This is a genomic window from Nocardioides sp. NPDC004968, from assembly GCF_040608935.1.
Lineage (GTDB): Bacteria > Actinomycetota > Actinomycetes > Propionibacteriales > Nocardioidaceae > Nocardioides.
Map to the genome: position 1 here is coordinate 26369 of NZ_JBEXJF010000021.1, position 26935 is coordinate 53303.

A 26935-nucleotide genomic window follows, 5' to 3' on the forward strand; every position below is an offset into this window, starting at 1 on the left:
CACTTCCCCCACATGCGCATTCTTCTGCTCGTCTCCGCGTTCAACGGTCTTACCCAACGCGTCTGGTGCGATCTCAAAGAGGGCGGCCATGACGTCGGTGTCCTCCTGGCGCCGGTCCACGACGACTCGTCCCTGGTGGCGGCCGTCGAAGCGATCGAGCCTGACCTGATCCTGTGCCCGTTCCTCAAGCACCGGGTGCCGGAGGCGGTCTGGGGTCGTTATCGAACGGTGGTGATCCACCCGGGCCCGGTCGGAGACCGGGGCCCGTCCTCGCTCGACCACGCCACCCTCGACGGACGGGACCGCTGGGGCGTGACCGCGCTGTCGGCCGTCGAGGAGATGGACGCCGGCCCGGTCTGGGCGACCGAGACCTTCGCGATGCCCGAGATCCCGATCGCGAAGAGCGCGCTCTACAACGGCCCGGTCGCCGATGCCGCGATGGACTGCGTCGCGGAGGTCCTCCGGATGGTCGCGGCGGAGGAGGCGCCGAAGCCTGCCGAGGAGTGGGCCGCCGGGGTCGAGGGCACCGGCGAACTGCCGCTGCTGCGCCGCAAGGCCTTCGAGATCGACTGGTCCGCGCCGGCCACCGAGATCGCCCGGCGGATCGCGGCGGCCGACGGTGCCCCGGGTGCGCCGGCGATCGTCGACGGGAAGACGTACTGCCTCTTCGACGCTGCCACGACGCCTGAGGACCATGGCGACGTGGAACCGGGCACCATCGTCGGTGTCGACACCGACGCGGTCGCGATCGCCACCGGCGAGGGCACTCTGTGGGTCGGCTACGCCGCCACGCTCGAGAAGAAGCGCGGTCCCAAGCTCCCGGCGGCCTGGGTGCTCGACCCCGGGCACGCGCCCTACCGGCGGATGCCGGATGCGCTGGCCGAGACGACCTACGAGCGCGACGGCGACGTCGGCTACCTCACCCTCCGCTCCTACAGCGGAGCGATGCACACCCAGCAGTGCCGGCGGATGACCGATGCCGTCCGCAAGGCGCTCATCGAGGACACCAGGGTCCTGGTCGTACGCGGCACCGAGCACGCCTTCTCCAACGGCATCCACCTCGGCGTGATCGAGGCGGCGCAGGACCCGGCGGCCGAGGCCTGGGACAACATCCGCGCCATCGACGAGCTCTGCCTGGCGATCGCCGAGGCCGAGCAGCTGACCATCGCCGCGTTCACCGCCAATGCCGGAGCCGGCGGGGTGATGGCCGGCCTCTGTGCCGACATCACGGTCTCGCGCGCCGGTGTCGTGCTGAACCCCTACTACGACATGGGCATCTTCGGGTCCGAGCTGCACACCTGGGGCCTGCCGAGCCGGGTCGGCGCCGAGAAGGCCGATGAGCTGCTCGGCGCGAAGCTGCCGATCTCGGCGGCTGAGGCGGCGCGGATCGGCATGGTCAGCGATCTCGGTCCGCGCGACGCGGCGGAGTTCGAGGGCTGGCTGCGCCACCTGGCGCAGAGCGTTGCGGAGCCCGAGGCGTACGTCCCGGCCCTGGCGGCGCGCGAGGCACGCCGTGCCTGTGCGATGCCGATGTCCTACTACCAGAGCATCGAACTGGCCGAGATGGCCCGCGACATCTTCGACGACCGCTTCGGGTTCGCCGCGAAGCGGAAGGCGTTCGTCACCAAGGCCGCGCCGACCGAGACACCGGCGAAGATCCAGTTCTGATCGGTTGACAAACTAGAACGTGTTCCACCAACCTGGTGGTGTGTGACCTGACTCACACGCCACCAGGAGGAGCACGTGACCCAGGCGCCCCCACCGCCCGAGATGACCTTCCAGCGATCGGGCCGCGACCCTGCGGCGATCGGCGCGAGGCTGAAGCAGTGGCTGGCTACGGCGCTACCGCCCGGTGCCGACCCCGACGTAGCCCTCATCGGAGGCATCGACGCCAACGGGCTCTCCAGCGAGACCGTCCTGCTCGATGTCACCTCGACCGTCGCCGGAGAGAGGCAGACGAAGGCGTACGTCCTCCGGGTGGCGCCCCGCCCCGAGGACATCCCCGTCTTCGCGACCTATGACCTGCAGGCGCAGTACGACGCGATGCGCCTGGCCGGCTCGCTGTCGCCCGTGCCGGTGCCGGAGGTCGGCCTCGCCGAGATGAGCGGCTCGGTCCTGGGCACGCCGTTCTTCCTGATGGAGCGGGTCGAGGGAGTCGTCCCGCCCGACGTGATGCCCTACAACTTCGGCGACAGCTGGCTCTTCGACGCCTCGTCCTCGGACCGGGCGGCGCTTCAGCGGCGTACGGTCGAGGTGCTCGCCGGGCTCCACTCGATCCCCGACGCCGCCTCGCGGTTCGGCTTCCTCGATCCAGCCGCGGCCGGTCACTCCGGCGAGACGCTGGTCGCCCGCAACCTGGCCAAGACCCGGGCCTGGTACGCCTTCGCCTCCACTGCCGAGGAATGGGGCGGCCGCTCGCCGCTGGTCGAGCGAGGCCTGGCCTGGCTCGAGGCACACCTTCCCGAGACTGGCCTCTCCGAAGACGGCGGCGAGCCCGTCCTGTGCTGGGGTGACGCGCGGATCGGCAACATCATCTACCGCGACTTCGCGCCGGTGGCGGTCCTCGACTGGGAGATGGTCAGTCTCGGGCCCCGCGAGATGGACGTGACCTGGATGATCTTCGCCCACCGCATCTTCGAGGACCTGGCCGCGATGCTGGAGCTGCCCGGGATGCCGGGTTTCCTCACCGCCGACGAGGTCCGGAAGACCTATGCCGCGGCGAGCGGCATCGAGCTCGGCGACCTGACCTGGCACGAGGTCCACGCGGCCGTCATGTGGGGGATCATCTACCTGCGGATCGCGGCGCGGCAGATCCACTTCGGTGAGATCGAGGCGCCCGAGGACCCGGAGTCTGTGCTCTACCACCGGGCGATGTTCGAGGCGATGCTGGACGAGGTCGGCGCGTGAGCGTGCTTGGCGGGCACGGCGAGTACGTCGGTGTCGGGCCGCTCGACGAGTACCCGATCCACCAGCTCCCGCGACCGGTGGCCTGGGCTGGGAGCAGCGACCGCAACTTCTACGACCGCTGCTACCTCAACGCCCACGACCGCACGGGCGACATCTTTCTCATCTCCGGGATGGGGTTCTATCCCAACCTCGGCACCAAGGACGCGTACGTCCTGCTCCGCCGTGGCGACGAGCAGACCGCGGTGCACCTGGGCGACGGTGCCGATCCGCGGGGCGGTGACCGGCTGGAGCAGCAGGTCGGGGCGTACCGGATCGAGGTCTCGGAGCCGCTGCGGAAGCTCCGGCTGGTGATGGAGGAGACCCACGGGATCGCCCTGGACCTGCGATGGGAGGGCTCGTTCGAGGTGGTCCAGGAGCAGCCGCACGTGATGCGTCAGGGTGCGGCGACAGTGCTCGATGCGCAGCGGTTCGCGCAGGTCGGGACCTGGGAGGGGGTGATCGAGGTCGACGGCGAGACGATCGTCGTCGACCCCGACCGCTGGGTCGGCACCCGGGACCGGTCCTGGGGCATCCGCCCCTCCGGCGAGGGGCTGCCGCCGGGCAAACCGGCCGACCCCGGGTTCGACGGGATGTGGTGGCTCTATGTGCCGCTGCGGTTCGAGGAGTTCGCCGTCGTCCTGATCATCCAGGAGACCCCGGACGGTCATCGCACCCTCAACGACTGCACTCGCACCTTCGCCGACGGGCGGGTCGAGCAGCTCGGCTGGCCGCACGTCCGGATCCGCTACCAGGACGGGACGAGGCTCCCGGAGGGTGCGACGATCACGTGCACGACACCGGCGGGGGAGCCGCTGGTGCTCGAGGTCTCCTCGCTGCTGGGGGTGCCGATCCATGTCGGTGGTGGCTACGGCGGCGACTCCGACTGGTCCCACGGGATCTGGAAGGGCGCCGGGTTCACCGAGCGGCTGACCTACGACATGAAGGCGCCCGACGTCGTCGGCCGAGTGCCGTTCGGGGTGATCGATCACGTCGGGCACGCGGTCGCGCGCGGTCCGGGGGTCGCGGATGCCGCTGGCGCTGTCGGTTGGGGGCTCTTCGAGCACGGGATCCTCGGTCGCCACGACCCTTCCGGGTTCACCGACTGGCTCGACCGCGTCTGACCCCATCCCGCCGAGACGTCGCTCCCGTCGGCCGAGATGGCAATCGAATGCCAACTCGGCCGACGCAAGTGACGTCTCGGCCTGCGTACCTGACTTCTCGGCGGTCTCAGGATCCGAACGGGCATTTATGGCTAAACTCTAGTGACTTACTCTGGTTTGGACGGACCAACCAGAGGAGAGCCATGATCCGCCCCACCCCACCGCGCCTGACCGCCATCGCCGCCGTTCTCTCGACCCTGCTCCTGGGGTTGACGGCGTGCGGCGGCGCCGATGCGTCCAGTGCCTCCAAGCTCGCCGCCGACGCGGCGCTCCCCGACCAGGTCCCGGAGGGGACCGTCCTGCGCCTCGGGCTGCCGCCGATCGAGGTGGCGCTGAAGGCGTCCGGCCTGATCGACGAGGTCGAGGGCTACGAGATCGAGTGGGCCAACATCTCCGGTGGTCCGAAGAGCATCGAGGCGTTCCGCGCAGACGCGCTGGACGCGAGCTACGTCGCCGACATCCCGCCGCTGTTCGCGACCTGGACCGACACCCCGGTCAAGATCGTCGCGGTCACCGAGAACCCGGACCCGCTCGACAACCCGATCTACGAGCTCGGCATCGCCCCGAAGTCGAAGGTCAAGACGCTCGAGGATCTCGAGGGCAAGAAGATCGCCTACTCGCCCGGCCAGGCTCAGGGTGCGCTGGTCCTCAAGACGCTCGAGGCTGCCGGGCTCAGCCAGGAGGACGTCGAGCTGGTGGAGATCCAGAGCGTCGACGACACCTTCGCCAACGCGCTGGCCTCGAACCAGGTCGACGTCGCCCCGCTGGGTGGGCCGCAGCTGACCTCCTACCTGGCCAAGTACGGCCGCGACGGTGCCACCTCGATCCGGACCGGCATCCGCGACGACGCGACGCTCATCTACGGGCCGGAGGAGACCTTCGAGGACGCCGCCAAGGCGGCCGCGTTCAAGGACTTCCTCGCGCTGTGGGTCAGGTCGGAGAAGTGGGTCGACGAGCATCCGGACGAGTGGATCCAGGCCTACTACGTCGACCACGAGGGTCTGACCTTCGAGGACGGCAAGAAGGTGTTCGAGTCGTCAGGGCAGACGGTCATCCCGGAGAGCTGGGACGAGTTCATCAAGCGTCACCAGGAGACCGCGGACATCCTCTCCAAGGAGCAGGACCATCCGGAGCTGGACGTCACCGACCTCTACGACCGCCGCTACGAGAAGGTCATCGCCGAGGCCGTGAAGGGCGGTCAGTGATGGCCACCACGGCAGTCGAGGCGCCGATCGTCGGCGCCGTCGCCGAGAAGGCCGGCGACAAGCGGGTCGTACGCCGCCGCCTCGGCCCAGGGCCGCGGGTTCCCGGCACGCTGTGGATCGGACCGATCCTGCTCCTGGGTCTGTGGTGCCTCGCCTCGGCGACGGGCGTGCTCGATCCGCGTACGTTGTCCGAGCCGTGGGTCGTGGTCGAGACCGCTCAGCGGCTGATCGCCGACGGACGGCTTCCCGAGGCCCTCGCCACCTCGGCCTACCGGGCCGCGCTCGGGCTGGTGATCGGGGTCGGCGTCGGGCTGGCGCTCGCGCTCGTCTCCGGGCTCAGCCGGGTCGGTGAGGCGCTGATCGACGGTCCGGTGCAGGTCAAGCGGGCGATCCCGAGCCTGGCGCTGATGCCGCTGCTGATCCTGTGGCTGGGGATCGGGGAGCCGATGAAGGTGATAACGATCGCCCTCGGCGTACTCATCCCGATCTACATCCACACCCACAACGGGCTGCGTGGCATCGACAGCCGCTACGCGGAGCTCGCCGAGACCGTCAGCCTGCGCCGTGGAGCGTTCGTCCGGCATGTCGTGCTGCCCGGCGCGACCCCGGGCTTCCTACTCGGGCTGCGGTTCGCAGTGCTCAACGCACTGCTGTCGCTCGTGGTCGTCGAGCAGGTCAACGCGACCAGCGGCATCGGCCACATGATCACCCTCGCGTCCAGCTACGGCCAGACCGAGATCATCGTCGTCGGCCTGGTCGTCTACGCCCTGCTGGGCCTGGTCGCCGACGGCATCGTCCGCTTCACCGAGAGGAAGGCACTGGCATGGCGACGCACGCTGGAGAGTCACTGAGGGAACCCGCCGTACGCGTCGAGGGGCTGCGCCGCAGCTTCTCCGAGGCCGGCGGGGTGCTCAACGGGCTCGATCTCACCATCGCTCGCGGCGAGTTCGTGGCGCTGATCGGGCGCTCGGGCTCCGGGAAGTCCACGCTTCTGCGGGCGCTGGCCGGTCTCGACCGCGCCGTCTCGGGCTCGGGTGTCGCGGAGGTGCCCGAGCGGGTCTCGGTCGTCTTCCAGGACTCCCGGCTGCTGCCGTGGCGGCGGGTGCTGGACAACGTGACCCTGGGGTTGAGGGGGTCGGATTCGCGTGAGCGTGGTCTCGAGGCGCTCTCCGAGGTCGGGCTCGAGGGCCGCGACAAGGCCTGGCCGCACGAGCTCTCCGGTGGCGAGCAGCAGCGCGCGGCGCTGGCGCGGTCGTTGGTGCGCGACCCTCAGCTGCTGCTCGCCGACGAGCCGTTCGGCGCCCTGGACGCGCTGACTCGGATCAAGATGCACAAGCTCCTCAAGAAGCTGTACGCCGCCCACAACCCCGCCATCCTGCTGGTCACCCACGACGTCGACGAGGCGATCGCGCTCGCCGACCGGGTGATCGTGCTGGTCGACGGAGTCGTCGGCTCCGACCTCCGGATCGACCTGGGCGCGAAGCGGAGCCCGGGCGACCCGCGGTTCGCGGCGCTGCGGGCCCAGCTGCTGGCCGAGCTCGGCGTGGTCGAGGAGGAGGTGGCCTGATGGGCGCCCGACAGCTCCACTTCAACCTGTTCCTGCTCGACACCGGTCACCACGAGGCGTCGTGGCGACTGCCGGCCTCGGACCCGCACGCCAACCTGTCGCTCGCGGCGCATCAGCATCTGGCGCGGGTGGCGGAGGAGGCCAAGTTCGACTCGCTGTTCCTGGCCGACTCCCCGGCTCTGTTCGGCGAGCCGGGCCGTCGGCCGTCGGGGCGGATCGAGCCGACGGTGCTGCTGTCCGCGCTGGCGGTCTCCACGCAGCACATCGGCCTGATCGCCACCGCTTCGACGTCGTACAACGAGCCGTTCAACCTCGCCCGGCGGCTCGCCTCGGTGGACCACATCTCCGGTGGGCGGGCCGGGTGGAACATCGTCACGACGGCCGGGGACGCCGCGGCGCGCAACTTCGGTCTGGAGGGTCAGCCGCTGCACAAGACCCGCTACGAGCGGGCCTCGGAGTTCATGGAGGTGGCGACCAAGCTCTGGGACAGCTGGGCCGACGACGCGATCGTGGCGGACAAGGACGCTGGGCTGCATGCGCTCGGTGACCGGATTCGGCCGATCTCTCACGTCGGGCCTCACTTCTCGGTCGAGGGCCCGCTCAACCTGGCGCGATCGCCGCAGGGCCACCCGCTGCTCGTCCAGGCCGGCTCCTCCGACGACGGCAAGGAGTTCGCGGCCCGCTGGGCCGAGGCGATCTTCACCGCCCAGCCGACGCTGGCCGAGAGCCAGGCGTTCTACGCCGACATCAAGCGGCGCGTCGTCGGTGCCGGCCGCAATCCTGACCACGTGCTGGTCCTCCCCGGGATCGTCCCGGTCCTCGGCGAGACCGAAGCCGAGGCGCGCGAGCTCGAGGCCGAGCTCGACCGGCTGATCGCTCCGGAGTACGCCGTCACCCAGCTCGCTCAGCTGCTCCGGGTCGATCCTTCGCGGCTGGACCTGGATTCGGAGCTACCCGCCGATCTACCGTCGGAGGACTCCATCGAGGGCGCCAAGAGCCGCTACACGCTCGTCGTCGACTGGGCTCGTCGTGATCGGCTGACCGTGCGTGAGCTGATCGGAAAACTGGGTGGTGGGCGTGGTCATCGCACCTTCACCGGGACCCCTGTCCAGGTTGCCGACACCATCCAGCACTACTTCGAGAACGGTGCTGCTGACGGGTTCAACATCATGCCCGCTGTGCTTCCGTCGGGGATCGAGGCATTTGCTTCCTCCGTTGTTCCGATCCTGCAGGAGCGTGGGCTTTTCCGGACCGAGTACACCGGGGTCACTCTCCGGGATCACTACGGGTTGCCGCGTCCGGAGCGGGTCGATCTCGGGGAGGTTGCCTCCTCGGCGATCGCGTAGTCGCGGCATTGCCGGCACTCGTCGACGATCGGATGCTCACACTCCGCGGTGTGGCGCAGGAAGGTGGCTGCCGCAGCGAGTCGGTTCGCCTCCGCGGCCATCCGCTCGGCTGAGGCTGTCAGCCGAGCCGAGCGGTGGCCGGCAGGGGCGGATCGGAGCTCTCTGATCTCCGCGAGGCCGATGCCGGCATGGCGAAGGCGATGGATGATCCGCGCCTCGTTCACGTGCTGATCGGTGAAGTCCCGCTGATTTCCGTTCTGCCGGCTCGGCGCGAGCACCGCTTCGTCCTCCCAGTGCCGCAGGACGTGGGCAGGTACGCCGACGAGGTCGGCGGCCAATGAGATCCGCATGGAAGCATCTTGCCTTCAGGTCGACCTGAAGTTCTAGCGTTCGGGACATGGAACTACGCAACCGACCCAACCCGTTCGCAGGACTCGATCCGCTGCCCGCCGCCTACACGTCCCGGCAGCTGGTGGAGACAGCTGTGGCGGGAGCTCGCTCGTTGGTGGCGCCGAGACGAGCCGACCGGCGCCTGCTGGACTCGTTGTCGGAGCGCGCGCAGGGTCCGCTGCCACCGGCGACGAGAACCGTCCGGCTGCAGACGCTGCGGCAACGACCGCGGCCGGTTCCGAGCCGGCTGTTGTACGAGGGGATGCCGGGCGCGGATCAGCTGAGTCTCCAGTCCTTCGTGGTCCATCATCCCGAGGCGACGATCCTCATCGACCCGGCGGTGCCGCGAGACGCTGACGCCCAGGCGGTGTCCGAGCTCCAGCCGCTGTTGCGGCGGACCGTACGACCGCCGGCGGCGACGATCCCGACGATCGAGGCCCTCGCGACGGCAGGAGTCAGACCCGACCTCGCCCTGAGCACTCATGCCCACTGGGACCACGTCTCGGGGCTGCTCGACCTCCCGGATCTGCCAGCGATCCTCCATGACGAGGAGCTGACCTGGGCCGCTGCCGGGGACCAGGCGCCGGTGGGCGGCGTACGCCGGGGGCTCGCGGATCGGGACCTCCTGGAGTTCTCCCTCGACGGGCCGCCGGTCCTCACCTTCGAGCGGAGCCACGATCTCTTCGGCGACGGCAGCGTCGTGCTGGTGGACCTGGCCGGGCACACGCCCGGGAGCGTCGGCGTCCTGCTCGCCACCGCGGGCGGGCCTGTCCTGCTCGTCGGAGACGCCGCGTGGCACGGGCTGCAGATCGAGCACCTGCGCCAGCGTTCCGGCTTCCCCGGCTGTCTGGTGGACGTGGATCGTGAGCAGACCTGGCGCACGCTGCACCGTCTCCATGCCCTGCCAGCCTCGGTGAAGGTGGTCCCTGCCCACGACCACGAGCGGGCGTCCGACTGGGCCACCCCGTGAGCAACCGGTGATCGACGTTCTCCGGTCAGCGGACGACGTCAGGCGTCAGCAGATCCTGGTTGTCCTCGGCCCACTCGCCCATGCGATCCTCGCGGACGGCGCGCCACAGGTCGCGGTCGCGGGAGGGGTCCAGGCGTACGACCGACTGGTCGCCGACCATGCCGGTGCCGTCGGTGGGGACGGTGAGGTAGCTGATGTCGTCAGTGCGCAGGTTGCGCAGGGAGGCGGCGAGCTTGGCCATCTGGGTGGTGGACCAGTCGTCGTCGACGGAGGCGTGCTTCGAGAAGAGGGAGAGCAGGTCGAGGACCTGGTCGGGGTTCTTGCGCAGCTCCTGCTCGAGGGTCTGCTTGAGCAGCGTGCGCAGGAAGGCCTGCTGGCGCGCTACGCGGTCGAGGTCGCCGTCCTGGAGGCCGTAGCGCTGGCGTACGTAGAGAAGAGCCTCCTCGCCGTCCAGGTGGTGGCGGCCGGCTTCCCAGCGGACGTCACGGGCGGAGTCGTAGACGGTCTTCGGGATGTCGATGTCGACGCCGCCGATCGCATCGGTGAGGGCCTTGAAGCCGTCCCAGTCGATGACGGTGAGGTGGTCGATGCGTACGTCGGTCATCTTCTCGACGGTCTCGACCGTGAGGTTGGGGCCACCGAAGGAGTAGGCCCAGTTGACCTTGCCCTTGCCGTGGCCGGGGATGTCGACCCAGGAGTCGCGCGGGATCGAGATCACCGAGGCGGAGTCGCGGTCGCCGTCGATGTGGACGAGCAGCATCGTGTCGGAGCGTGCCTGGCCCGGCTCCCAGCCGGGCGCCTCGGCTCCGGTGGTGGGCATGTCTGAGCGGGTGTCGGTGCCGAGGACCAGGATGTTCGTCGCGTCGGCGGCCGACCCGGCGGTGGGCTTGGCTGGCCGGTCGGTGAGGCCGGCGAACGTGTCGGGCAGTCGCTGGATGTTTCCCTCGACCTTCGCCTGAAGCCACAGGACCCCGGTCAGGGCCGCGGCGCAGAGCAGGAGGAGGCACACCAGCAGCCCGATCAGTGGCTTGCGGGCCCGACGCCATCCGCGCGCGGGGGGTTCGTCCGCAGGCTCCGGCTGCGGCGGCACGGGCGGATGATCGAGGATGGCCACCCGAGTATGGGACCCGGGACTCCCTCCATATGGGGTCCAGATGCTCGCCATTCCTCAATTTCAGGCACCAGTCGGTAACGGCCGGTAACCAAAAATAGGTAGGCGATACGTCCCCCGGATCGAGTGAGTACAGTCCCTTTGCCGTAGGGCGCTGTTCATGTCGGACCTTCAGGTCCGCACGTGTTTCGTGCGCCTGGCCGCGTCTTGGGAGGCCGTGGGACGAGGATGACCTGGGAGAGCTGTGTCAATGTCAAGAGTCGGTCGGGATGAACGAGCCCGGCTGCACGAGGCTGCCTCCGCGCTGGCCGGGATCCGGGCGGCGACCACGCTGCTCAGCTCTCCGCGTGCGATCGGTGACGACCGGCGGGCCGCGATGACGGCGATGGTGCAGAGCGAGCTGGAGCGGCTCGAGCGGATGGTCCAGCGGCAGCAGGATGCCGCGAGGCCGGGGATCCCGGAGCCGCGGACCGATGAGTTTCTGGCCGATGAGATGGGGGCCGAGGTGATCGACCTCGACTCCGTGGTGGCCACGATGGTGCTCGCTCATGAGGCCAAGGGCACCGACGTGGTGTGGCGCCCGAGCCGGATGCTCGCGCTGGGCGACTCCGACCAGCTGACCGAGGCGCTCAACGTGCTCCTCGACAACGCCGCAGCCCACGGGAGCGGGTCGGTCCGGATCGAGGTACGTGCCACCGAGCCGGCGAGCACCTCGGTCGAGATCGCGGTGACCGACGACGGGCCGGGAGTCCCGCCGGAGCTGCGCCGGCGGATCTTCGCCTGGGGCGTCAGCAGACCGGGCTCGACGGGCCAGGGCATCGGCCTCCACGCCGCGCGAGACCTGATGGAACGCCAGGGCGGCTACCTCGAGCTGGTCGAGGCGAGCGAGCGCACCACCTTCGTCCTCGGCATCCCGATGCTCGGTTGTGCCGATGGCGGGACAGGCGACGGGGCCGACCAGCACGACACCCCGACCCGGGGAGGTCGCCGTGGTGTCGCCGCGTAAAAGGGTGAAGGTGGTCATCGTCGAGGACCACACCCTGTTCGCCGAGTCGCTCGAGCTGGCCCTCACCTTCGAGGGCTACGACGCCCACCGCGTCGACCTGCCCGAGGAGCCGCCCTCGGAGGCCAAGCTCACCTCGCTGATCATGCGCTCCCAGCCACGCATCGTCCTGCTCGACCTCGACCTGGGGCAGCACGGTTCGGGCGTACGCCTCATCGCGCCGCTCGCCAGGGCGGGTGCCGACGTCGTCGTGGTGACGGGCTCGACCGACCAGACCCGCTGGGGGCACGCCCTGCATGTCGGGGCTCGCACGGTCCTGCCCAAGACGGTGCCGCTGGGCGAGATCCTGGGCACCGTACGCAGGCTCAACTACGGTCTCAGCGTCCTCGACGTCGACGACCGTGAGCGCCTGATCCGGGCCTGGGTGGGGCAGGAGCAGGGCGTCATCGAGATCCGTCGCCGGCTCGCCCAGCTCTCCCCGAAGGAGTCGCAGGTGCTTGAGCACCTGATGGACGGCTTCACCGTCGGCGACATCGCCAAGCTCCGCGTGGTGTCCGAGGCGACCGTGCGCACCCAGGTGAAGTCGATCCTCGCAAAGCTCGGGGTCTCCTCGCAGATCGCGGCGGTCAGCATCGCCCACAAGGCCGAGTGGCGGGCCGCCTGACCCTCGGTCGATCGACGCGTCAGACCGCGACCAGCCCGTCGTCCTCGCTCGTGCCACGCAGGACGTAGAGCGTGCCGGTCTTCGGGCAGCGCCAGGCATCTCCCTGGGCGACCAGCGGCGCGCCCGCGTGCCCGACCCAGCCCATCCGCTGCGCCGGGACCCCGACGACCAGCGCGTGGTCGGGTACGTCGCGGGTGACCACGGCGCCCGCCGCGACCATCGCCCAGGCGCCGATGGTGACCGGCGCGATGCAGACGGCCCGGGCGCCGATGCTGGCGCCGGTGCGTACGGTCACGCCGACGGCCTCCCAGTCCTTGCCGTCCTTGAGGGTGCCGTCCGGATTGACGGCACGGGGGAGGTAGTCGTTGGTGAATACCACCGCCGGCCCGACGAAGGCGCCGTCCTCGAGCACCGCCGGCTCGTAGACCAGCGCATGGTTCTGGATCTTGCAGCGGTCTCCCACCACGACCCCGGGACCGACGTACGCCCCTCGGCCGATGATGCACTCGCTGCCGACCCGGGCGTGCTCGCGGACCTGGGCCAGGTGCCAGACAACGGTTCCGGCGCCGATCGTGGCACGGTCGTCGACGTCCGCGCTGGGCTCGATCCTGGACTCGATCCTGGGCTCGATCCTCGGGGCGGCGGCGTGAGTCTCCTCAACGGTCATCCCCACAGCAAACCGAAGCTCGGCAGGCGGGTGGGCAGACCCGCGATGGAGTACCCGATTCAGCGTAGGACCGCGGGCGAGGCCGCCTCCGCGACGAGCACTCGAGGGGTAGCGGAGGCCGAGGTGTCGAGCGCCCACACGTCGCTGACCGGCTCGCCTTCGCGCTCCAGGCCGTAGAGGACGGTGTCGTCGTCGAGCCACTCGATCTGGTCGTCGATGCTGTGGGTCTCACCGGCGAGCACGGTGCGTCGGCCGGTGGCGAGGTCGAGGACCGCGGGCGTCCACCGGGTGCCGTCCTTGTCGGCCTCCTTGAACGCGATCCGGGTGCCGTCGGGGGAGAGCGACGGGCACTCGACGTGGTCGGCGATGGTCGTCAGCGAGCGTTCGGTGAGATCGCCGCGGGCCAGGTAGGTCCGCCCGCCCGTGGCGACGGTGGCGTAGAAGGTGCGGTCGTCGTCGGCGAAGGTGATGCCCCAGATGTTGCGGTCGACCGGGGAGACCTTGCGGCCGTCGACGACCAGCCTGAACTTCTCCAGGTCCCCGTAGCTCGCCCCGCCGATCCGGCGGATGAGGGTGCGCGTCGAGAAGCCGCTGACCATGTAGGAGTCGCCGTTGACGAACACCGTCGAGGAGACCAGCTGTCCGTCCGGCGAGATCCGGGTGCGGCTGGGCAGCCCCGGCAGGTCGGTCCCGTCGACCTCCTTCCAGGCCTTTCCCGGCGCCGAGGTCGCCAGGTCGGTCGCCCGGTAGCGGCTCACCACGCCCCGCTCGGTCACCAGGCAGGAGATCGACCGCGCCTGCGCGTAGACCCGGTCACAGCTCAGGTCGGTGAGCGCCCGGGCGCCGTCGGGGTCGGCCAGTGCCACGGCGCCGACGTGGCCGTAGTCGGCGTCGCGTCCGGTGTGCCGGAAGAGGATTCTCGGCTCCTCCTCGATCTGCTTCAGGGAGGTGGTCGTCGCGTCGGTCGCCCGGGACGTACGTCGGTCGTTCTCCGCGATCGCGGAGAGGGCGTACGCCGTCACACCGGCCGTGACCAGCACGACGATCGCGCCGAAGATCGCCGTGCGCTGCTTGACCCAGAACGACCTCATCGCACCGCCCTCCGCATCACGGCGAGCCCGGCCGGGATCGCGGCGAGCAGCACCGCGCAGACCGCGAGCATGGCGACCCGGGGGCCGACGGCGTACCAGAGCAGGCCGAAGCCGGTCGCCGCGACGAGGCGAGCCAGCGCGACGGCGGTCTGGGCGGTGGCGATGCCGCTGGCGCGTACGGTCTCGGGGACCAGCTGCCCGGCGACCGCGGCGAGAGTGCCGTCGGTCGCGGCGTAGAAAACGCCGAGGAGGAGCACCGCGGCGCACGTGGTCCAGAGCGCGCCGGACCCGGTCGCGGCGCACAGGTAGGCGGCCGCGAGCGGGAGATGGCCGAGCACGAGGACCCTGACGCGCCCGACCCGGTCCGCGAGCCTGCCCATCGGGACGGCCAGGGCGAGGTAGGCGAGGTTGGTCCCGACGTACAGGACCGGGAACCACTGCGCCGCAAAGCCGCCGGTCTCCAGCAGCGCCAGGTAGACGAACCCGTCACCGATGGTGAGCAGGGCGAGCACGGCGGACACACCGGTCACCCGCGCGAGACCGGGCGTCAGCACGGTGCGCCAGCGCACCTTGGGAGCCTTGAGGCGCGGCCCGCTGCGGCGAGGAGCGGTCCGGCGGACGGCGCCGGTGCGGAACGGCACGAAGCACGCCATCGTCGCCACCCCGAGCACTGCGAAGCCGAGCGAGACGACGAGCACGGTGTCGTAGCCGTCGGCGATCCGCCACAGGATCACGAACGCCAGCAGCGGCCCGAGCGTGGCCCCGATCGTGTCCAGAGCCCGGTGGACGCCGAAGCTGCGGCCCAGATGCGCCGGGTCGCTGGAGGCGGCGATCATCGCGTCGCGCGGAGCGGTGCGTACGCCCTTGCCGACCCGGTCCAGCGAGATCGCCGCGGAGATCGTCCCGAAGCCGCCGGCGAAGATCAGGCCGAGCCGCGCGACCGCGCTCATCGCGTAGCCCGCCAGCGCCACCGGCTGCGGCCGGTCGGTGCGGTCGGCCGCCCACCCGGCCGCGATCCGCACCAGCGAGGAGACGCCCTGGTAGAGCCCGTCGATGAGCCCGTACGCCACCGGAGAGAGCCCGACCACCGCGGTCAGGTAGAGCGGCAGGATCGCCGAGACCGACTCCGAGGAGATGTCGGTCAGCAGGCTGACGATGCCGAGGGTGACGACGGTCCGGGAGACCCGCCCGCCGGTCTGCCGCGGCTCGGCACTCGAGGTGGGACGGTCGCTGAGAGACAGATACACCGGCTCAGGTCTTCGTGTGGAGGACGGAGTAGAGGGTGAAGTCGACGTTGCGGCGGCCGGTGTGGGTGACCGTGACGCTCACGGTCTCGTCGCCGCGGTGCATCGACATCGCCGGAGTGTTCTCGACCGATGTCGTCGTGACCTCCTTGAAGCCGTGCTTCGCGAGGGTGGTCCGGAAGTGACGCAGTACGTCGCACGGTTTCCGGCAGCTCGCGGTCAGCGCGACCTGGAGCGCGCCCTTGGTGGGCGAGACGCTGGAGACGTCGACCGTGGTGCGTGACGGGGGTTCGAGCGCTGCCGGGTAGCCGGCCACCAGCGTGCCCTTGCGGACCGCCTGCTTGGGCAGCGGCTCCGAGATCAGCGCCGCCGTCTTCGTACGTGGCTTCTCGGTGAGGCCGGGCAGGCCCGACTCGCTCGGCGTCGAGGCCGCCTCCGGCAGCGCTTCGGTCGCGGGCTCGGGGTCCTTGTCCGACTTCTCGCCGGACCCGGATCCGGCTTTGGAGCTCGGGTCGGCTCCCGGCGAGCCGGACTGGGACGAGGAGCTCGAGCCTCCGCCGTCGTTGCCGGACGAGGAGTCGGCGAAGCGTCCCGGCGCCCAGAAGATCGCGACGCCGACGAGCACGCCGAGCAGCACGAACATGAGGAGGCGCTTGAGGTTCACGAGACCAGTCGACGCGTAGCGGACCCGAGTCGGGACCGATGGGTGGGTCGCGTACTCAATTTCAGGCAGCCTGCCGAGCGGCCCACCGCCGGTCGAGGTGAGGCATGCGACGTTGCCGTAGCCGGGAACGGTCCCGGCCCAAGCATCCCGGGGGACGGGCCACGTTGAACACTGCCGACTTTCTTCTCGAGCACGCGCCCGAGGATTCGATCGCGCTCGCCGAAGCGGGTCGCGAGTACACCTTCGAAGAGCTGCGAACCAGCGTGTCCGTGCTCATGGGACGGCTCTCCGTGCTCGGTCTTACTCCGGGCACGCCGGTCGGGATCATGGCGCCCAACGGGCTGTTCTGGACCTCGGCCTATCTCGCCGCGCTCCGGATGGGGCTGGTCGTGGTGCCGCTGGCCGTCACGCTGCCGACCGAGGAGGTCGTGGCGCGGGCCCGGTGGGTCGGCGCCGACGCACTGCTGGTGGGACGCGCCCAGGCCGAGGCGCTGAGGCTGAGCCTGCCCCGAAGCCTCCCGGTCCTGGTGGAGCGGAAGGAGCGGCTGGTCCCGAAGCAGAGATCGACGCCGATCGAGCTGACCGACGCGGTCGAGGTCGACCCGGACCAGGACGCGCTCTACATGTTCACCTCCGGCACCACCGGAGAGCCGCGCGCCGTCCGGATCACCCACCGCAACATCCAGGCGAACACGACCTCGATCCTCGGCTACCTCGACGTCACGTCGGAGGACCGGATGCTGGTCGTGCTGCCGTTCACCTACGTCTTCGGGCTCTCGCTCCTGCACACCCATCTGCGTGCCGGTGCCGCGATGGTCATCCAGCCCACGTTCGTCTTCCCGCAGGCGGTGGTGGACCGGATGGCCTCCGCGCGCTGCACCGGCTTCGCCGGGGTGCCGTCGACGTTCGGGATGCTGCTGCGCAACAGCACCTTCGGCAGCACGGCGGTGCCGACGCTGCGGACGATCCAGCAGGCCGGCGGCCGGCTGGCCCCCGCGCTGGTGGAGCAGATGGCGTGTGCCCAGCCGCAGGCGCGGGTCTTCGTGATGTACGGCGCGACCGAGGCCACCGCCCGGCTCTCCTATCTTCCGCCGGAGGAGCTCCCCCGGCGGCCCGGGTCGATCGGCCGGGGCATCCCGGGCGTCGACCTGCGGGTCCTCGACCGCGACGGGGTGCACGTCGCCCCGGGCGAGGTCGGCGAGATCTGGGCCAGCGGCGCGAACATCTCGCCCGGCTATCTCGACGACCCCGAGGCGACGGCCCGCAAGATGCCCGGCGGGATGCTGCGTACGGGAGATCTGGCGAAGGTCGACGAGGACGGCTACATCTACGTGGTCGACCGGGTCGAGGACTTCATCAAGTCGTGGGGGCACCGGATCGCGAGCCAGGACGTCGAGTCCGCGGCTCTCTATCTTCCGGACGTGGTGGCGGCGGCCGCGGTCGGGCTCCCGGACGATGCCGCCGGTGAGCGGGTCGAGCTCGTGGTGGTGCGGCGCCGCGGGTCGGTGCTGCGCGGCGCCGACGTGATCGCGCACTGTCGCGAGCGGCTCTCGAAGCACATGGTGCCCGAGGTGGTCCGCTTCGTCGACGCGCTGCCGCTGAACGCGAACGGGAAGGTCATCAAGCGCGACGTACGTGCGATGTGTCTGCGGCTGGGCCAGGAGCCGGCCGAGGGACAGGACGACGATGTCGATGATGCGGATGATGCCGGCTTCGAAGGGGTCAAGGTGGGTTGAGGATGTCGATGAAAAAGGTTTCCGGTTCGGTGAAGCTGCTGGCCGGAGTGTGGGCAGGAGTGCTGGTGGTCACGGTCGCGCTGGCCGGGGCATGGTTGCTGAGGAGTCCAGGGATGAACGAGCAGGTCGCGATCGCAGAGCCCAGCGAGTCCGAGCTGCAGGTCGCGGGGCAGACCAAGGTGCTCTTCGGGCACAACTCCGTCGGGATGAACATCCTCGACGGAGTCACGAAGGTGTACGCCGACGCCTCGGTGCCGGCGCCGGCCATGGCCGATGTGTCCGGTCCCGAGATCTCCGGCGCCAGCATGACTGATGCGGAGGGCGCGACGATGCGGCATGCCTATATCGGGGTGAACGAGGATCCGCTCAGCAAGTTCGCCGCGTTCGCGGAGCTGGTGGACAGCCCCGCCGGGAAGGACATCGACGTCGCGCTGATGAAGCTCTGCTACGTCGACATCACCGCCTCCACCGATGTGCAGGCCGTCTTCGACGCCTATGTGTCGACGATGGACGAGGTCGAGGCAGCCCATCCCGACGTACGTTTCCTCTACACGACCGTGCCGCTCACCGCCGACCGCAACTGGAAGTCCAAGGTGAAGGCGGCCCTGGGTCGCGACGACGAGATGGGGCCGGCCGACAACATCGCCCGGGAGCGCTACAACGCGATGATCCGGGAGAAGTACGGCGCCACCGGCCGCCTCGTCGACATCGCCGCGGCCGAGGCCGACGGCACCGGGGAGCGCAGCCAGGACGGCAGCACGTACTACGTGCTCAACAAGAACCTGACCTTCGACCGCGGTCATCTCAACGAGGCCGGCTCGGAGGCCGTCGCCGCCGAGCTGCTCAAGATGGTGGCGACCCACAGTCCGGTCGCCTGAGGTGCTGACACAGGGCGATGAGCGTGCGATGAGCCTGCAGGGAGTCGGGATCGACATCGCCGACATCAGGCGCTTCGCTCGGCTCCTGGCGATGCGCGGCTCCGGGTTCGCGGTGCGCTGGTTCACCGACGCCGAGATCGCCCAGTGCATGGCCGCCGCGACCCCCGCCACGGCCTTCGCGATGAGGTACGCCGCCAAGGAGGCCGTCTGGAAGGCGCTCGGTCCCGGGGAGTGGTGCGGGCCGCTGCCGTGGCGCGGGATCACCGTGCTCGAGGATGCTCCCGGGTCTCTCGAGGTCACCCTCGAAGGCCCTGCGGCGGACCTCGCGGCGCTGGCCGGTGTCACCGCCGTCCGCGTCGCCACCGTCCCCGGACCCCGGATGGCCATCGCCACCGCCGTCGCCGAAGGCGTCCCGATGCGGGGCGACGATGCCTGACCTCCGGCTCGACCACATCGGCATCCAGGTCCGCGACCTGCTCCGCACCGCTGAGGCCTTCGAGCGGCTCTTCGGCTACCGTCGCGTCACGGACCCGGTCGTCAACACCCGCCACGGGGTCAGCGGGGTCTTCCTGGAGAAGCCCGACTCGATCCCCATCAAGCTCATCACTCCGGTGACTCCTGGGCCGCATGCGTACGGTCTCCATCATCTGGCCTTCATGGTTCCTGATCTGGAGTCGACTCTTGTCGAGCTCGGGGTCGCTGGGGCTCGTACGCTCAGTCCGCCTCAGCCTGGGGAGATGTTCGACGACGAGCTCATCGCGTTCGTGCGGGCTGCTGGGATCAATGTCGAGCTCATCACTACTGATCGGCGTCGGGCTCGGATCCGCTGATGTTCTTTCGTGGTTGGGGTGGGCCGCCGACCCGTTCTTGGAGGGTCTTCTCAACGGACCCCGGAGTAAAGGACGGCCTTCGGCCGCCGGCTTCGCCGGCCGCTTCGCGGTCCTTGACACCGGGGCCCGTCGAGAAAAAATTTGGCTGGCTATCGGGGCGGCGGCCCGGGTGTGGCGCAGCGGATTCTTGCTGGGACAGGTGAGGTTGTTGGGGTGGAGGGGTGGCCCTTCGGGCCACTTACCATCCACAGATGCTAGGTCGTTCGCTCACCGCGAAAATGGTGGTTGACCTGGGAAAATAGATGGTCAGGGACGGGCTGGAGGCGTAGAATCAGACTCATCACAGCACGCCTCTGAAGGGGAGGATGGGCGATGAGTCTCGGCCGCTCGATCGACCACTGGGGCACCAACCCCGGCGACGCGATCGACGCTGCCTTGAAGGCCATCGAGACCGCCCTCCAAGACCTGTTGGCAACAGATCCCGCCTATTGGCGCACCGAGCAGAAGAAGGACTTGCTGGAACGCTTGGAGAAGCTCCAGGCCCAGCAGGCCGCGCTCAAGCTGCGGGTGCTCGCGTCCGCCGGCGATATCGCTGAAGAGACCGGTGCCAAAGACGCGTCCGGCTGGATGCGGGCCGAGTTGTTGGTCGACAAGGCCGTGGCCCGCTCTCAGATCAAACTCGCAACCAGTGTCGCGAAGTACGACCTCGTCGCCGCCGGTCTCGCTGAGGGTGTCGTGTCCCAGGACAAAGCCAGGGTGATCACCAAGGCGCTCGAGAAGATCGAGACCAACCCGGTCGCCAGTAGTGAGGACCTGATCATGGCGGAGAAGCTGCTGGTCGACTACGCCGGTCGCCTGACCGCGAACGAGCTCCGCATCGTCGGGAAGCGGATCCTGGTCGAGGTCGACCCGGCCCGGTTCGAGGACGCTGAAGCCAAGGCCCTCCTTGCTGAGGAGGAACGTGCCCAGCAGAAGACGGCGTTGCGGGTGTGGGATAACCACGACGGGACCGTCGGATTCGAGGGTGTGTTGCCGGTCTCGGCCGGGATGCGGTTCAAGCGGCTGGTCGAGGCCTACGCCCAACCCCGCAAGCAACAACTCGTCACCAAGGGTGCCCCGCTGCCCCCGTGGGAGCGACTCATGGGACAAGGCTTCGTCCGGCTCCTGGAGACGGTGGACCCGGCAGCGTTGCCCCGTCACGGCGGTGACGCGACCACCATCAACGTGGTGATCTCCCTCGAGGAACTCCGCAAAGACCTCGGCATCGCCACCCTCGGCTACGACGAAACCAACGGCACCACCATCTCGGCAGCGGAAGCCCGGCGGATGGCGTGCAACGCCACCATCATCCCCTGGGTCCTCGGCGGCGACAGCGAGGTCCTCGACGCCGGCCGGGGCAGCAGGTTCTTCCAGCCGATCCAGCGCAAGGCGATGCGGTTGCAGCACAAGTGCTGCCAAGCCGAAGGCTGTGACATGCCACCCGAATGGTGCGACGCCCACCACCTCGAACCCTGGGCCGCCGGCGGAAAGACCAACCTGAAAGACGGGGCGTTGTTGTGCCCGCATCATCACCGCCTGGCGCACAACCCTGCCTACACCCATGAGCGACTACCCGATGGCACCATCCGGTTCACCCGCCGCCCCTAAGTCGGGGGTCAGGAATCACGTCGCCAGGACCTGCGCGCCAGGCCCGCCGACCCCGCTGGCGACCGGTCTCAGCTTTCGCTGAAGCCGTCCACCGCGATGCCCCACGAGCGTTCTGGCCAGCTCTGTCGACTCCGCACTGGCCGTTTCCCTGCTGATGGGGACTTTTCCCCACTGCGGCGGAGGTTCCCCACGCTCCGGAGGGTGGGGAACCTCCGCGCCCATGGGGAACTTTTCCGGTGAGTGGGGAGCTCGTGACCCCGCCACCCGCGAGCCTCGCGGCCCATCGTCACTGGCCCGAGATCCCGATCCCGTGCCCAACTAACTGACTCCGCGCCAAACCCCGCCGCCGACCCGATATACAGCCAAAATTCTCGGCGGAGCCCGGTGTCAAGGACCGCGAAGCGGCCGGCGAAGCCGGCGGCCGAAGGCCGTCCTTTACTCCGGGATCTGGCGAGAACACCCTCCGTAACGGGTCGGCGGCCGGTCCCCAATGCGGCTTCAGTCCCCCGTAGAACCCCTCCGACGCCCACGCCGAATCTCCGTGTCGAGAGCATCGAGGTGCTGGGTCCAGAAGCGGCGGAAGGGGGTGAGCCAGGCGTCGACCTCGGCCATGGGGCCGGTGTCCAGGGAGTAGATGCGGCGGGTGCCGTGGGGGCGTACGTTGGCGAAGCCGTGCTCGCGCAGGACCTTGAGCTGCATGGAGACCGCCGGCTGGCGGATGCCGAACTCGGCGGAGATGGTCTCGACGATCTCGCCGGAGGTGAGGTCGTCGTCGGCGAGGAGCTCGAGGATGCGGCGGCGTACTGGGTCGCCGAGGACGTCGAAGGCGTGCAAGCGGCTAGTCCGGCATCGCGGTGTAGGCGGCTACGCAGCGCTCGCCGGCGGCGCGGGCCTGGTCGGGGGAGGTGCCGAAGGCGATGTCGGCCTCGACCCAGGCGGCGGCGGAACCCTTGGTGTGCTCGATCATCGCGGGCAGCGCGTCGGGGGACATCGGGTCCATCTTCTCGGCCTCGGGGGCGGAGAGGTGGAGGGCCAGGCCTAGCAGCATCTGCTCCCAGCCGATGCCGACGGCACTGGGGCCGAACTCCTTCCACTGCTCCGGCGGGACGGGGGCGGAGTGCTCGAGGCGGAGCAGCGTACGGCCGCCGGAGGCGGTCAGGGTCGCGTCGACCCAGGACATCATGTCGCCGTAGGCCCAGGTGATCGAGAGCAGCTTCGGGCGGTCGCAGGCGAGGATCTCGCCGCCGGCGTTGCCCTCGAGCTGGTAGCGGCCGCCGACCTCGAAGTCGCCGGTGACCGGCATCAGCCAGCGCGGGATGCGCTCCTTGGTGGTCAGGGCGTCCCAGACCTCGTCGGGGTCGGCGTCGTAGCTGCGCTCGACGACGAGCACGCGCAGCTCCTCGCCGCCGCGGGTCGTCGTGGTCAGGGCGCGGTTCACGGCGCCGAGGTGGTCGGCAGGGATGAAGGGTGGTGTGCTCATGCCTGCCGACGTTATATCAATGGATCTTGATATTCAACCCTGATCACCCGCCGGGCAGGTGCGCCTCGGGCCCGACGAACCGGAACGCGATCTGGAGCTTCTTGAGGCTCCGCGGATCCGGAGTCGACTTCGCGCCGGTGCCGCCCGTCTTGATCTCGAACTTCTTCCAGGTGGCGAGCGTGGCGCTGTCCACGATGCCGTTGACCACGAGGTCCGAACCGGCCTTGGCGTTGAGCGCGTTCTGGATCCAGCCCACGCCGTTGGTGCGGATCCGCTTGCCCTTGCGCAGACCCGCCGCGATCTGGAACTGGTGCTGGACGACCGCCAGGTTCGACTTGGTGTTCTTCGGCTTCCACACGGGCTTGGCCTTCGACCTCGCGTACGCCGCGTAGTCGAAGATCGTGGCCCTGACGTTGGCGGGGTGCCAGCTCTTGTCACTGCCTTCGCCGTGCTGGCCCTTGAGACCGAACGCGTGGTGCAGGTAGTCCTCGAGCTGCGAGCTCGTGGCCTGGAAACCGAAGAGCGCCGAGCCCCCGTCGACGTACTTCCCGACGGTGACCCCGAGGTCGCGGAAGTCGTCGGTCCGGACGACACCGGACTGCGGCGGCAGCGTGAACCCGTGGATGTGGTGGCCGAACGCCGGCGGGAAGCGGTACCAGCAGGCGTACCCGAGCGCTCGTAGCCACTTCTCCTGCGTTCGCCAGTTCACGCCCGGGATGTGCAGGTCGGTGCAGGCGTCGTGGTCGTGGGTGCCCGCGGACGCCCTGACGGTGTTGTTGAACGGCGCCTGGATGATGACGATCCTGGTGCCGAACTTCTTCTGCGCAGCGGCGTCGATCGCGCACAGGTGCGCGATGGTCCGAGCCGATCCCTTGACCAGCTTGCCGCTCGAGGTCGTTCGCGACCACAGCGCCAGAGCGGTCTGCTTCGGTGGGTTGTTCCAGTCGATCGGCTTGCCGCTGAGGGTGAGCATCTCACTCATAGATCAGGTCCTCCGGAAGATCCTCGGCAGGGATCATCGCGTCGGTGCCTGCGGTCTCCGCAGCCTCGCCGTCCTCGGTGTCCTCGTCGAAGATGTTGATAGCGGTGACGGCCTCGTCGATCTCGATCTCGAGTGCGTCGATCATCGGCTTGGCGTCGCTGTCGGAGAGACCGAGTGACAGGTCTACGATCTCGCCGGGTTCTGGTGACGGTTCGGACATGGAACCTCCTCGGTTCTGGGTGGGACATGTCTCCATCCACCCTGTTCCGGTCACCGCACGGCGAGCCGCAGCGTCAAGGATCTACCTAGGACTGGCGATCTCGGCGACGTCCTCGACGAGCATCGGGGCGGCATGGAAGTAGGCGGTCGTACGCCGCTTCTGCTCGATGTCGCGGTAGACACGCTCGACCTGCTCGACGGTCAGCCCGGTGGCCTCGGCGACCTCGGCGGTCGGGACGTCGTGGTTGAGCCCGTAGAGGCACAGGTCCATCCGCTGGTAGGGCAGCGAGAAGTAGAACTCCTCCTGCGACTGCTCCAACGAGTAGGTGTCGGTCGTCGAGGGACGGGCCTGGATCTCCTCGGGCACGCCGAGGTGGGCGGCCATCGCGTAGACCTGCGACTTGTAGAGGTGCGCGATCGGCTTCACGTCGGCGGCACCGTCGCCGAGCTTCACGAAGAAGCCCTGGTCGTACTCGAGCCGGTTCGGGGTGCCGGCGACGGCGTAGTTGAGCCGGTCGGCGTGGAAGTACTCCAGCGCCTTGCGGGCGCGCTGCTTGAAGTTGGTCGCGGCCACGATCTCCAGGTAGGCCTCGGTGGTCAGGCGGTGCGTGCTCTGCGCGCCGGACGGGTCCTCGACGACGACCGAGAAGAGCCGGAACGCGTCGGAGTCGACCACGCTGGGCAGCACGATCTTCGACTTCCACCCCTGCCCGTACGCCGGCACGACCCGCCGGATCGCGTCGTCCCGCCGCTGGTAGGCGCCGAGACCGACCAGGACCGGGGAGATGTCCTCGAGCACCGAGTCGATCCCCAGGGCATCGGTCAGCTTCGTGCTGAATCCGATCGTGTCGTCGGAGGACTCCTGCTCGGGCATGTGCAGCGCGAAGACCCGATCCGGGCCGAGCGCCTTGACCGCCAGCGCGGCGACCACGCTGGAGTCGATTCCGCCGGAGACACCGAGCACGATGCCCTTGCGCTTGTTCGCCACCAGATAGTGGCGGATCGCGTCGCCGATCCGGATCGCCTCCGCCTCCTCGTCGAAGCGGAGCGTCTCCAGTCCGTACGCTGCGTTCTGGCTGGTCGTGGTCATGCTGAGGTCCTTCCGGTCGGCTCGAGGCTGGGCCCGAGAATCTGGTCGAAGACGGTGAGCGGGGCCGGCGGTGCGGCCGATGAAGTCGGTGCGGTGAGCAGCTCGCTGTGCAGCAGCTGGGTGGACAGGACGGCGACCAGGCGCATGTTGTCGGTGTTGCCCAGGCCCCGTCCGCCCGTCCGCCGGGCCTTCTCCAGCAGCCGCTGGACGAGCTCTGGCCGGAAGACCCCGGCGGCCTCCAGCGCGGAGCCGGAGGTGACGTCGAAGACCCAGTCCGGGGTGCCGCCGGCGAAGAACGCGGCGGCATCAGGTGCCCGGTAGGGCTGCTTGGGGCGGCGCAGGATCTCCTCGGGCACCAGGTCGGCGAAGGCCCGCTTGAGCAGGTGCTTCTCGTCCATGCCGTGGATCTTGTGCTCGGCCGGGACCCGGCCGGCGAGCTCGGCGACGTGCGGGTCGAGGAACGGGAACCGGCCCTCGACCGAGTTGCCCATCAGCATCCGGTCGCCCTGGGAGGCCAGGATGTAGCCGGGCAGCAGGGTCGTCATCTCCAGCCACTGGGCGCGCGCGACCGGGTCCCACGACGCGGCCGAGGCGGGCATCGCGTCGACGACGCCGGCCGCACTGCCACCGACCGACCGGATCTCGGGCCGCAGCATCGAGGCCAGCACCGCCGTGGAGTCCCACCGCGGCCGGTGCGACATCGCCAGATCGTCGGCCGAGAGGTTGCGGGAGAAGAAGCTGCGTGCGAACGCCGGCGCCTGGTTCGGGGAGCGGTGCATCCACGGGTAGAGCTGCTGGACGGCCGCCTCGGCGGCCTCCGGGTCCCGCAGCCACAGGTCCCGGATCTTGGCCTCGCGGAAGATGTCGTAGCCGCCGAGCACCTCGTCGGCGCCTTCGCCGGTGACGACCACCTTGAAGCCGGCTTCCCGCACGAGCCGGGAGAGCAGGAACATCGGCGCCGGGGCGGTCCGCAGGAGCGGCGACTCGGCGTGGCGTACGACCTGGGGGAAGACGTCGGCGATGTCGCGCTCGCTGACCACGACGTCGTGATGGACGGTGCCGAGCCGCTCGGCCATCAGCGCCTGGAAGCCGCCCTCGTCGAACTCGGCCTCGGCGAACCGGAGCGAGAACGTGTGCAGCGGCGCCGATGTGAACCCCGCGATCGCGCCCGCCGTGACCGCGGAGTCGATCCCGCCGGAGAGGTACGCGGCCACCGGTACGTCGCTGCGCTCGAACCGTAGCCGGGTGGCGGCCATCAGCGTCGTACGCAGCGCCTCGGCGTTGGCCTCCAGGTCGGTGAGCTCCTCGGCACCCGCCGGTGGGAACGAGGGCGCCCAGTAGCGGCGCTCGACCTCGACCCCGTCTCGGAAGGAGAGGTAGGAGCCCGGGGGCACCTGCGCGATGTCGCGGAAGACGGTGCGCGGGGCGACCGCCGACCACAGCGTCAGCACCTGGTCCAGCCCGGCCGGGTCCAGCTCGCGCGGGACGTCGGGGGAGGCGTACAGGGCCTTGACCTCGGAGGCGAAGAGCAGCTGCCCGGCGGCGCGCGTGTAGAAGAGCGGGCGGACGCCGAAGCGGTCCCGGGACAGGACGAGCGTTCCGGTCCGGCGGTCCCAGATCGCCAGCGCCCACTGGCCGTTGAAGCGTTCGAAGCAGCCCGGCCCCCACTCCTCCCAGGCGTGCACGATGACCTCGGTGTCCGAGCGGGTGTCGAAGACGTGGCCGCGGGAGCGGAGCTGGGCGGCGAGCTCGACGTGGTTGAAGATCTCGCCGTTGAAGGTGACCCAGACCTGCTCGCTCTCACCTGCGGATCGGCACGTGCGGCTGGTCATCGGCTGGGTGCCTCCGACCGTGTCCACGATCGCCAGCCGCGTGTGGCCCAGCGCGACCCGCTCGTCGCGGTAGTAGCCGCTGCCGTCGGGGCCACGGTGGGCGAGAGCGCCCAGCATGTCCCGCACGAGGGCAGGGTCAGGCGCCTCGGTGCTGCTCAGCACCCCACAGATCCCGCACATGGCGCTCCTCGATCGATCCCGGACGGTGCCCGA

The 26935-nt window shown here is 69.7% G+C and carries 27 protein-coding genes; 15 read left to right on the forward strand and 12 right to left on the reverse strand.

Annotated elements, in window-relative coordinates:
• Positions 1 to 12 precede the first annotated feature (12 nt).
• The 7 genes from ABZU72_RS18665 (at position 13) to ABZU72_RS18695 (ending at position 8224) form a co-directional block, all read left to right on the forward strand.
• Positions 13 to 1668: an enoyl-CoA hydratase-related protein gene (locus tag ABZU72_RS18665; protein WP_355020325.1), complete on the forward strand. Its 1656-nt coding sequence runs from the start codon at positions 13 to 15 to the stop codon at positions 1666 to 1668.
• A 75-nt stretch (positions 1669 to 1743) separates the two neighbouring features.
• On the forward strand, positions 1744 to 2907 hold the full coding sequence (locus ABZU72_RS18670) for a phosphotransferase family protein (protein WP_355020326.1): 1164 nt from the start codon (positions 1744 to 1746) through the stop codon (positions 2905 to 2907).
• The gene (locus ABZU72_RS18675; RefSeq protein WP_355020327.1) at positions 2904 to 4067 is read left to right on the forward strand and encodes a hypothetical protein; all 1164 of its coding nucleotides are present in this window, start codon (positions 2904 to 2906) and stop codon (positions 4065 to 4067) included. Before ABZU72_RS18670 ends, ABZU72_RS18675 begins: the two co-directional genes overlap by 4 nt.
• Positions 4068 to 4249: 182 nt before the next feature.
• Positions 4250 to 5311, forward strand: a complete 1062-nt coding sequence (locus ABZU72_RS18680) for an ABC transporter substrate-binding protein (protein WP_355020328.1) — start codon at positions 4250 to 4252, stop codon at positions 5309 to 5311.
• The gene (locus tag ABZU72_RS18685; protein WP_355020329.1) at positions 5311 to 6162 is read left to right on the forward strand and encodes an ABC transporter permease; all 852 of its coding nucleotides are present in this window, start codon (positions 5311 to 5313) and stop codon (positions 6160 to 6162) included. Before ABZU72_RS18680 ends, ABZU72_RS18685 begins: the two co-directional genes overlap by 1 nt.
• Complete coding sequence (locus ABZU72_RS18690) at positions 6135 to 6878, forward strand: ABC transporter ATP-binding protein (protein ID WP_355020330.1); 744 nt, start codon at positions 6135 to 6137, stop codon at positions 6876 to 6878. Before ABZU72_RS18685 ends, ABZU72_RS18690 begins: the two co-directional genes overlap by 28 nt.
• Positions 6878 to 8224, forward strand: a complete 1347-nt coding sequence (locus ABZU72_RS18695; RefSeq protein WP_355020331.1) for an LLM class flavin-dependent oxidoreductase — start codon at positions 6878 to 6880, stop codon at positions 8222 to 8224. The genes ABZU72_RS18690 and ABZU72_RS18695 overlap by 1 nt, the downstream gene beginning before the upstream one ends.
• Here the strand turns inward: ABZU72_RS18695 and ABZU72_RS18700 are convergent.
• On the reverse strand, positions 8161 to 8574 hold the full coding sequence (locus ABZU72_RS18700) for a helix-turn-helix domain-containing protein (RefSeq protein ID WP_355020332.1): 414 nt from the start codon (positions 8572 to 8574) through the stop codon (positions 8161 to 8163). The genes ABZU72_RS18695 and ABZU72_RS18700 overlap by 64 nt on opposite strands.
• Before the next feature lie 47 nt (positions 8575 to 8621).
• Here ABZU72_RS18700 and ABZU72_RS18705 point away from each other — a divergent pair, with 47 nt between their 5' ends.
• Positions 8622 to 9584: an MBL fold metallo-hydrolase gene (locus ABZU72_RS18705; protein WP_355020333.1), complete on the forward strand. Its 963-nt coding sequence runs from the start codon at positions 8622 to 8624 to the stop codon at positions 9582 to 9584.
• Positions 9585 to 9609: 25 nt separating this feature from the next.
• On the opposite strand, the gene ABZU72_RS18710 is transcribed toward ABZU72_RS18705, so the two are convergent.
• Entirely contained in the window at positions 9610 to 10698 is a 1089-nt protein-coding gene (locus tag ABZU72_RS18710) for an LCP family protein (RefSeq protein ID WP_355020334.1), read from the reverse strand.
• Between the two features lie 247 nt (positions 10699 to 10945).
• Between ABZU72_RS18710 and ABZU72_RS18715 the strand changes: the two genes are divergently transcribed.
• Positions 10946 to 11701 (forward strand): ATP-binding protein, encoded by a 756-nt coding sequence (locus ABZU72_RS18715; RefSeq protein ID WP_355020335.1) that lies wholly within the window; start codon positions 10946 to 10948, stop codon positions 11699 to 11701.
• Positions 11702 to 11705: 4 nt separating this feature from the next.
• A complete protein-coding gene (locus tag ABZU72_RS18720; protein WP_355020336.1) occupies positions 11706 to 12362 on the forward strand; it encodes a response regulator transcription factor in 657 nt (218 codons plus the stop codon).
• Between the two features lie 19 nt (positions 12363 to 12381).
• Here ABZU72_RS18720 and ABZU72_RS18725 read toward each other — a convergent pair whose 3' ends face one another.
• From ABZU72_RS18725 to ABZU72_RS18740, 4 genes are read right to left on the reverse strand one after another with little or no spacing between them, the layout of a single operon-like run.
• Positions 12382 to 13029: a DapH/DapD/GlmU-related protein gene (locus tag ABZU72_RS18725; protein ID WP_355020337.1), complete on the reverse strand. Its 648-nt coding sequence runs from the start codon at positions 13027 to 13029 to the stop codon at positions 12382 to 12384.
• 59 nt (positions 13030 to 13088) lie between these two features.
• A complete protein-coding gene (locus ABZU72_RS18730; protein ID WP_355020338.1) occupies positions 13089 to 14120 on the reverse strand; it encodes a hypothetical protein in 1032 nt (343 codons plus the stop codon).
• On the reverse strand, positions 14117 to 15367 hold the full coding sequence (locus tag ABZU72_RS18735; RefSeq protein ID WP_355020339.1) for an MFS transporter: 1251 nt from the start codon (positions 15365 to 15367) through the stop codon (positions 14117 to 14119). Before ABZU72_RS18735 ends, ABZU72_RS18730 begins: the two co-directional genes overlap by 4 nt.
• A 4-nt stretch (positions 15368 to 15371) precedes the next feature.
• On the reverse strand, positions 15372 to 16028 hold the full coding sequence (locus tag ABZU72_RS18740; protein ID WP_355020340.1) for a hypothetical protein: 657 nt from the start codon (positions 16026 to 16028) through the stop codon (positions 15372 to 15374).
• Between the two features lie 164 nt (positions 16029 to 16192).
• Here ABZU72_RS18740 and ABZU72_RS18745 point away from each other — a divergent pair, with 164 nt between their 5' ends.
• The 5 genes from ABZU72_RS18745 to ABZU72_RS18765 all read left to right on the forward strand — a co-directional run bounded on the left by ABZU72_RS18745 (position 16193) and on the right by ABZU72_RS18765 (position 21119).
• Positions 16193 to 17764, forward strand: a complete 1572-nt coding sequence (locus ABZU72_RS18745; protein ID WP_355020341.1) for an AMP-binding protein — start codon at positions 16193 to 16195, stop codon at positions 17762 to 17764.
• Between the two features lie 8 nt (positions 17765 to 17772).
• Entirely contained in the window at positions 17773 to 18642 is an 870-nt protein-coding gene (locus ABZU72_RS18750; RefSeq protein ID WP_355020342.1) for an SGNH/GDSL hydrolase family protein, read from the forward strand.
• A gap of 28 nt (positions 18643 to 18670) precedes the next feature.
• Positions 18671 to 19078 carry a 4'-phosphopantetheinyl transferase superfamily protein gene (locus tag ABZU72_RS18755; RefSeq protein WP_355020343.1) on the forward strand — a complete coding sequence of 136 codons (408 nt, stop codon included), beginning with the start codon at positions 18671 to 18673 and terminating at the stop codon, positions 19076 to 19078.
• Positions 19071 to 19472 (forward strand): VOC family protein, encoded by a 402-nt coding sequence (locus ABZU72_RS18760; protein ID WP_355020344.1) that lies wholly within the window; start codon positions 19071 to 19073, stop codon positions 19470 to 19472. The genes ABZU72_RS18755 and ABZU72_RS18760 overlap by 8 nt, the downstream gene beginning before the upstream one ends.
• Positions 19473 to 19844: 372 nt before the next feature.
• On the forward strand, positions 19845 to 21119 hold the full coding sequence (locus ABZU72_RS18765) for a DUF222 domain-containing protein (protein ID WP_355020345.1): 1275 nt from the start codon (positions 19845 to 19847) through the stop codon (positions 21117 to 21119).
• A 498-nt stretch (positions 21120 to 21617) separates the two neighbouring features.
• Here ABZU72_RS18765 and ABZU72_RS18770 read toward each other — a convergent pair whose 3' ends face one another.
• The 6 genes from ABZU72_RS18770 to asnB all read right to left on the reverse strand — a co-directional run bounded on the left by ABZU72_RS18770 (position 21618) and on the right by asnB (position 26902).
• Positions 21618 to 21953 carry a metalloregulator ArsR/SmtB family transcription factor gene (locus ABZU72_RS18770; protein WP_355020346.1) on the reverse strand — a complete coding sequence of 112 codons (336 nt, stop codon included), beginning with the start codon at positions 21951 to 21953 and terminating at the stop codon, positions 21618 to 21620.
• A gap of 4 nt (positions 21954 to 21957) precedes the next feature.
• Positions 21958 to 22599, reverse strand: a complete 642-nt coding sequence (locus ABZU72_RS18775; RefSeq protein WP_355020347.1) for an SRPBCC family protein — start codon at positions 22597 to 22599, stop codon at positions 21958 to 21960.
• A gap of 43 nt (positions 22600 to 22642) precedes the next feature.
• A complete protein-coding gene (locus ABZU72_RS18780) occupies positions 22643 to 23581 on the reverse strand; it encodes a hypothetical protein (protein ID WP_355020348.1) in 939 nt (312 codons plus the stop codon).
• Entirely contained in the window at positions 23574 to 23801 is a 228-nt protein-coding gene (locus ABZU72_RS18785) for a hypothetical protein (protein ID WP_355020349.1), read from the reverse strand. Before ABZU72_RS18785 ends, ABZU72_RS18780 begins: the two co-directional genes overlap by 8 nt.
• 81 nt (positions 23802 to 23882) lie before the next feature.
• Positions 23883 to 24890 (reverse strand): NAD(+) synthase, encoded by a 1008-nt coding sequence (gene nadE / locus ABZU72_RS18790; protein ID WP_355020350.1) that lies wholly within the window; start codon positions 24888 to 24890, stop codon positions 23883 to 23885.
• On the reverse strand, positions 24887 to 26902 hold the full coding sequence (gene asnB, locus ABZU72_RS18795; RefSeq protein ID WP_355020351.1) for an asparagine synthase (glutamine-hydrolyzing): 2016 nt from the start codon (positions 26900 to 26902) through the stop codon (positions 24887 to 24889). Before asnB ends, nadE begins: the two co-directional genes overlap by 4 nt.
• Positions 26903 to 26935: the final 33 nt, after the last annotated feature.

Bases quoted from the DNA above. Each gene is read 5' to 3' on its own strand.
- ABZU72_RS18665 (WP_355020325.1), top strand. From the start codon at position 13: ATGCGCATTCTTCTGCTCGTCTCCGCGTTCAACGGTCTTACCCAACGC.
- ABZU72_RS18680 (WP_355020328.1), top strand. From the start codon at position 4,250: ATGATCCGCCCCACCCCACCGCGCCTGACCGCCATCGCCGCCGTTCTC.
- ABZU72_RS18685 (WP_355020329.1), top strand. From the start codon at position 5,311: ATGGCCACCACGGCAGTCGAGGCGCCGATCGTCGGCGCCGTCGCCGAG.
- ABZU72_RS18690 (WP_355020330.1), top strand. From the start codon at position 6,135: ATGGCGACGCACGCTGGAGAGTCACTGAGGGAACCCGCCGTACGCGTC.
- ABZU72_RS18695 (WP_355020331.1), top strand. From the start codon at position 6,878: ATGGGCGCCCGACAGCTCCACTTCAACCTGTTCCTGCTCGACACCGGT.
- ABZU72_RS18700 (WP_355020332.1), bottom strand. From the start codon at position 8,574: ATGCGGATCTCATTGGCCGCCGACCTCGTCGGCGTACCTGCCCACGTC.
- ABZU72_RS18705 (WP_355020333.1), top strand. From the start codon at position 8,622: ATGGAACTACGCAACCGACCCAACCCGTTCGCAGGACTCGATCCGCTG.
- ABZU72_RS18715 (WP_355020335.1), top strand. From the start codon at position 10,946: ATGTCAAGAGTCGGTCGGGATGAACGAGCCCGGCTGCACGAGGCTGCC.
- ABZU72_RS18725 (WP_355020337.1), bottom strand. From the start codon at position 13,029: ATGACCGTTGAGGAGACTCACGCCGCCGCCCCGAGGATCGAGCCCAGG.
- ABZU72_RS18730 (WP_355020338.1), bottom strand. From the start codon at position 14,120: ATGAGGTCGTTCTGGGTCAAGCAGCGCACGGCGATCTTCGGCGCGATC.
- ABZU72_RS18750 (WP_355020342.1), top strand. From the start codon at position 17,773: ATGAAAAAGGTTTCCGGTTCGGTGAAGCTGCTGGCCGGAGTGTGGGCA.
- ABZU72_RS18755 (WP_355020343.1), top strand. From the start codon at position 18,671: ATGAGCCTGCAGGGAGTCGGGATCGACATCGCCGACATCAGGCGCTTC.
- ABZU72_RS18760 (WP_355020344.1), top strand. From the start codon at position 19,071: ATGCCTGACCTCCGGCTCGACCACATCGGCATCCAGGTCCGCGACCTG.
- ABZU72_RS18765 (WP_355020345.1), top strand. From the start codon at position 19,845: ATGAGTCTCGGCCGCTCGATCGACCACTGGGGCACCAACCCCGGCGAC.
- ABZU72_RS18775 (WP_355020347.1), bottom strand. From the start codon at position 22,599: ATGAGCACACCACCCTTCATCCCTGCCGACCACCTCGGCGCCGTGAAC.
- ABZU72_RS18780 (WP_355020348.1), bottom strand. From the start codon at position 23,581: ATGAGTGAGATGCTCACCCTCAGCGGCAAGCCGATCGACTGGAACAAC.
- ABZU72_RS18785 (WP_355020349.1), bottom strand. From the start codon at position 23,801: ATGTCCGAACCGTCACCAGAACCCGGCGAGATCGTAGACCTGTCACTC.
- nadE (WP_355020350.1), bottom strand. From the start codon at position 24,890: ATGACCACGACCAGCCAGAACGCAGCGTACGGACTGGAGACGCTCCGC.
- asnB (WP_355020351.1), bottom strand. From the start codon at position 26,902: ATGTGCGGGATCTGTGGGGTGCTGAGCAGCACCGAGGCGCCTGACCCT.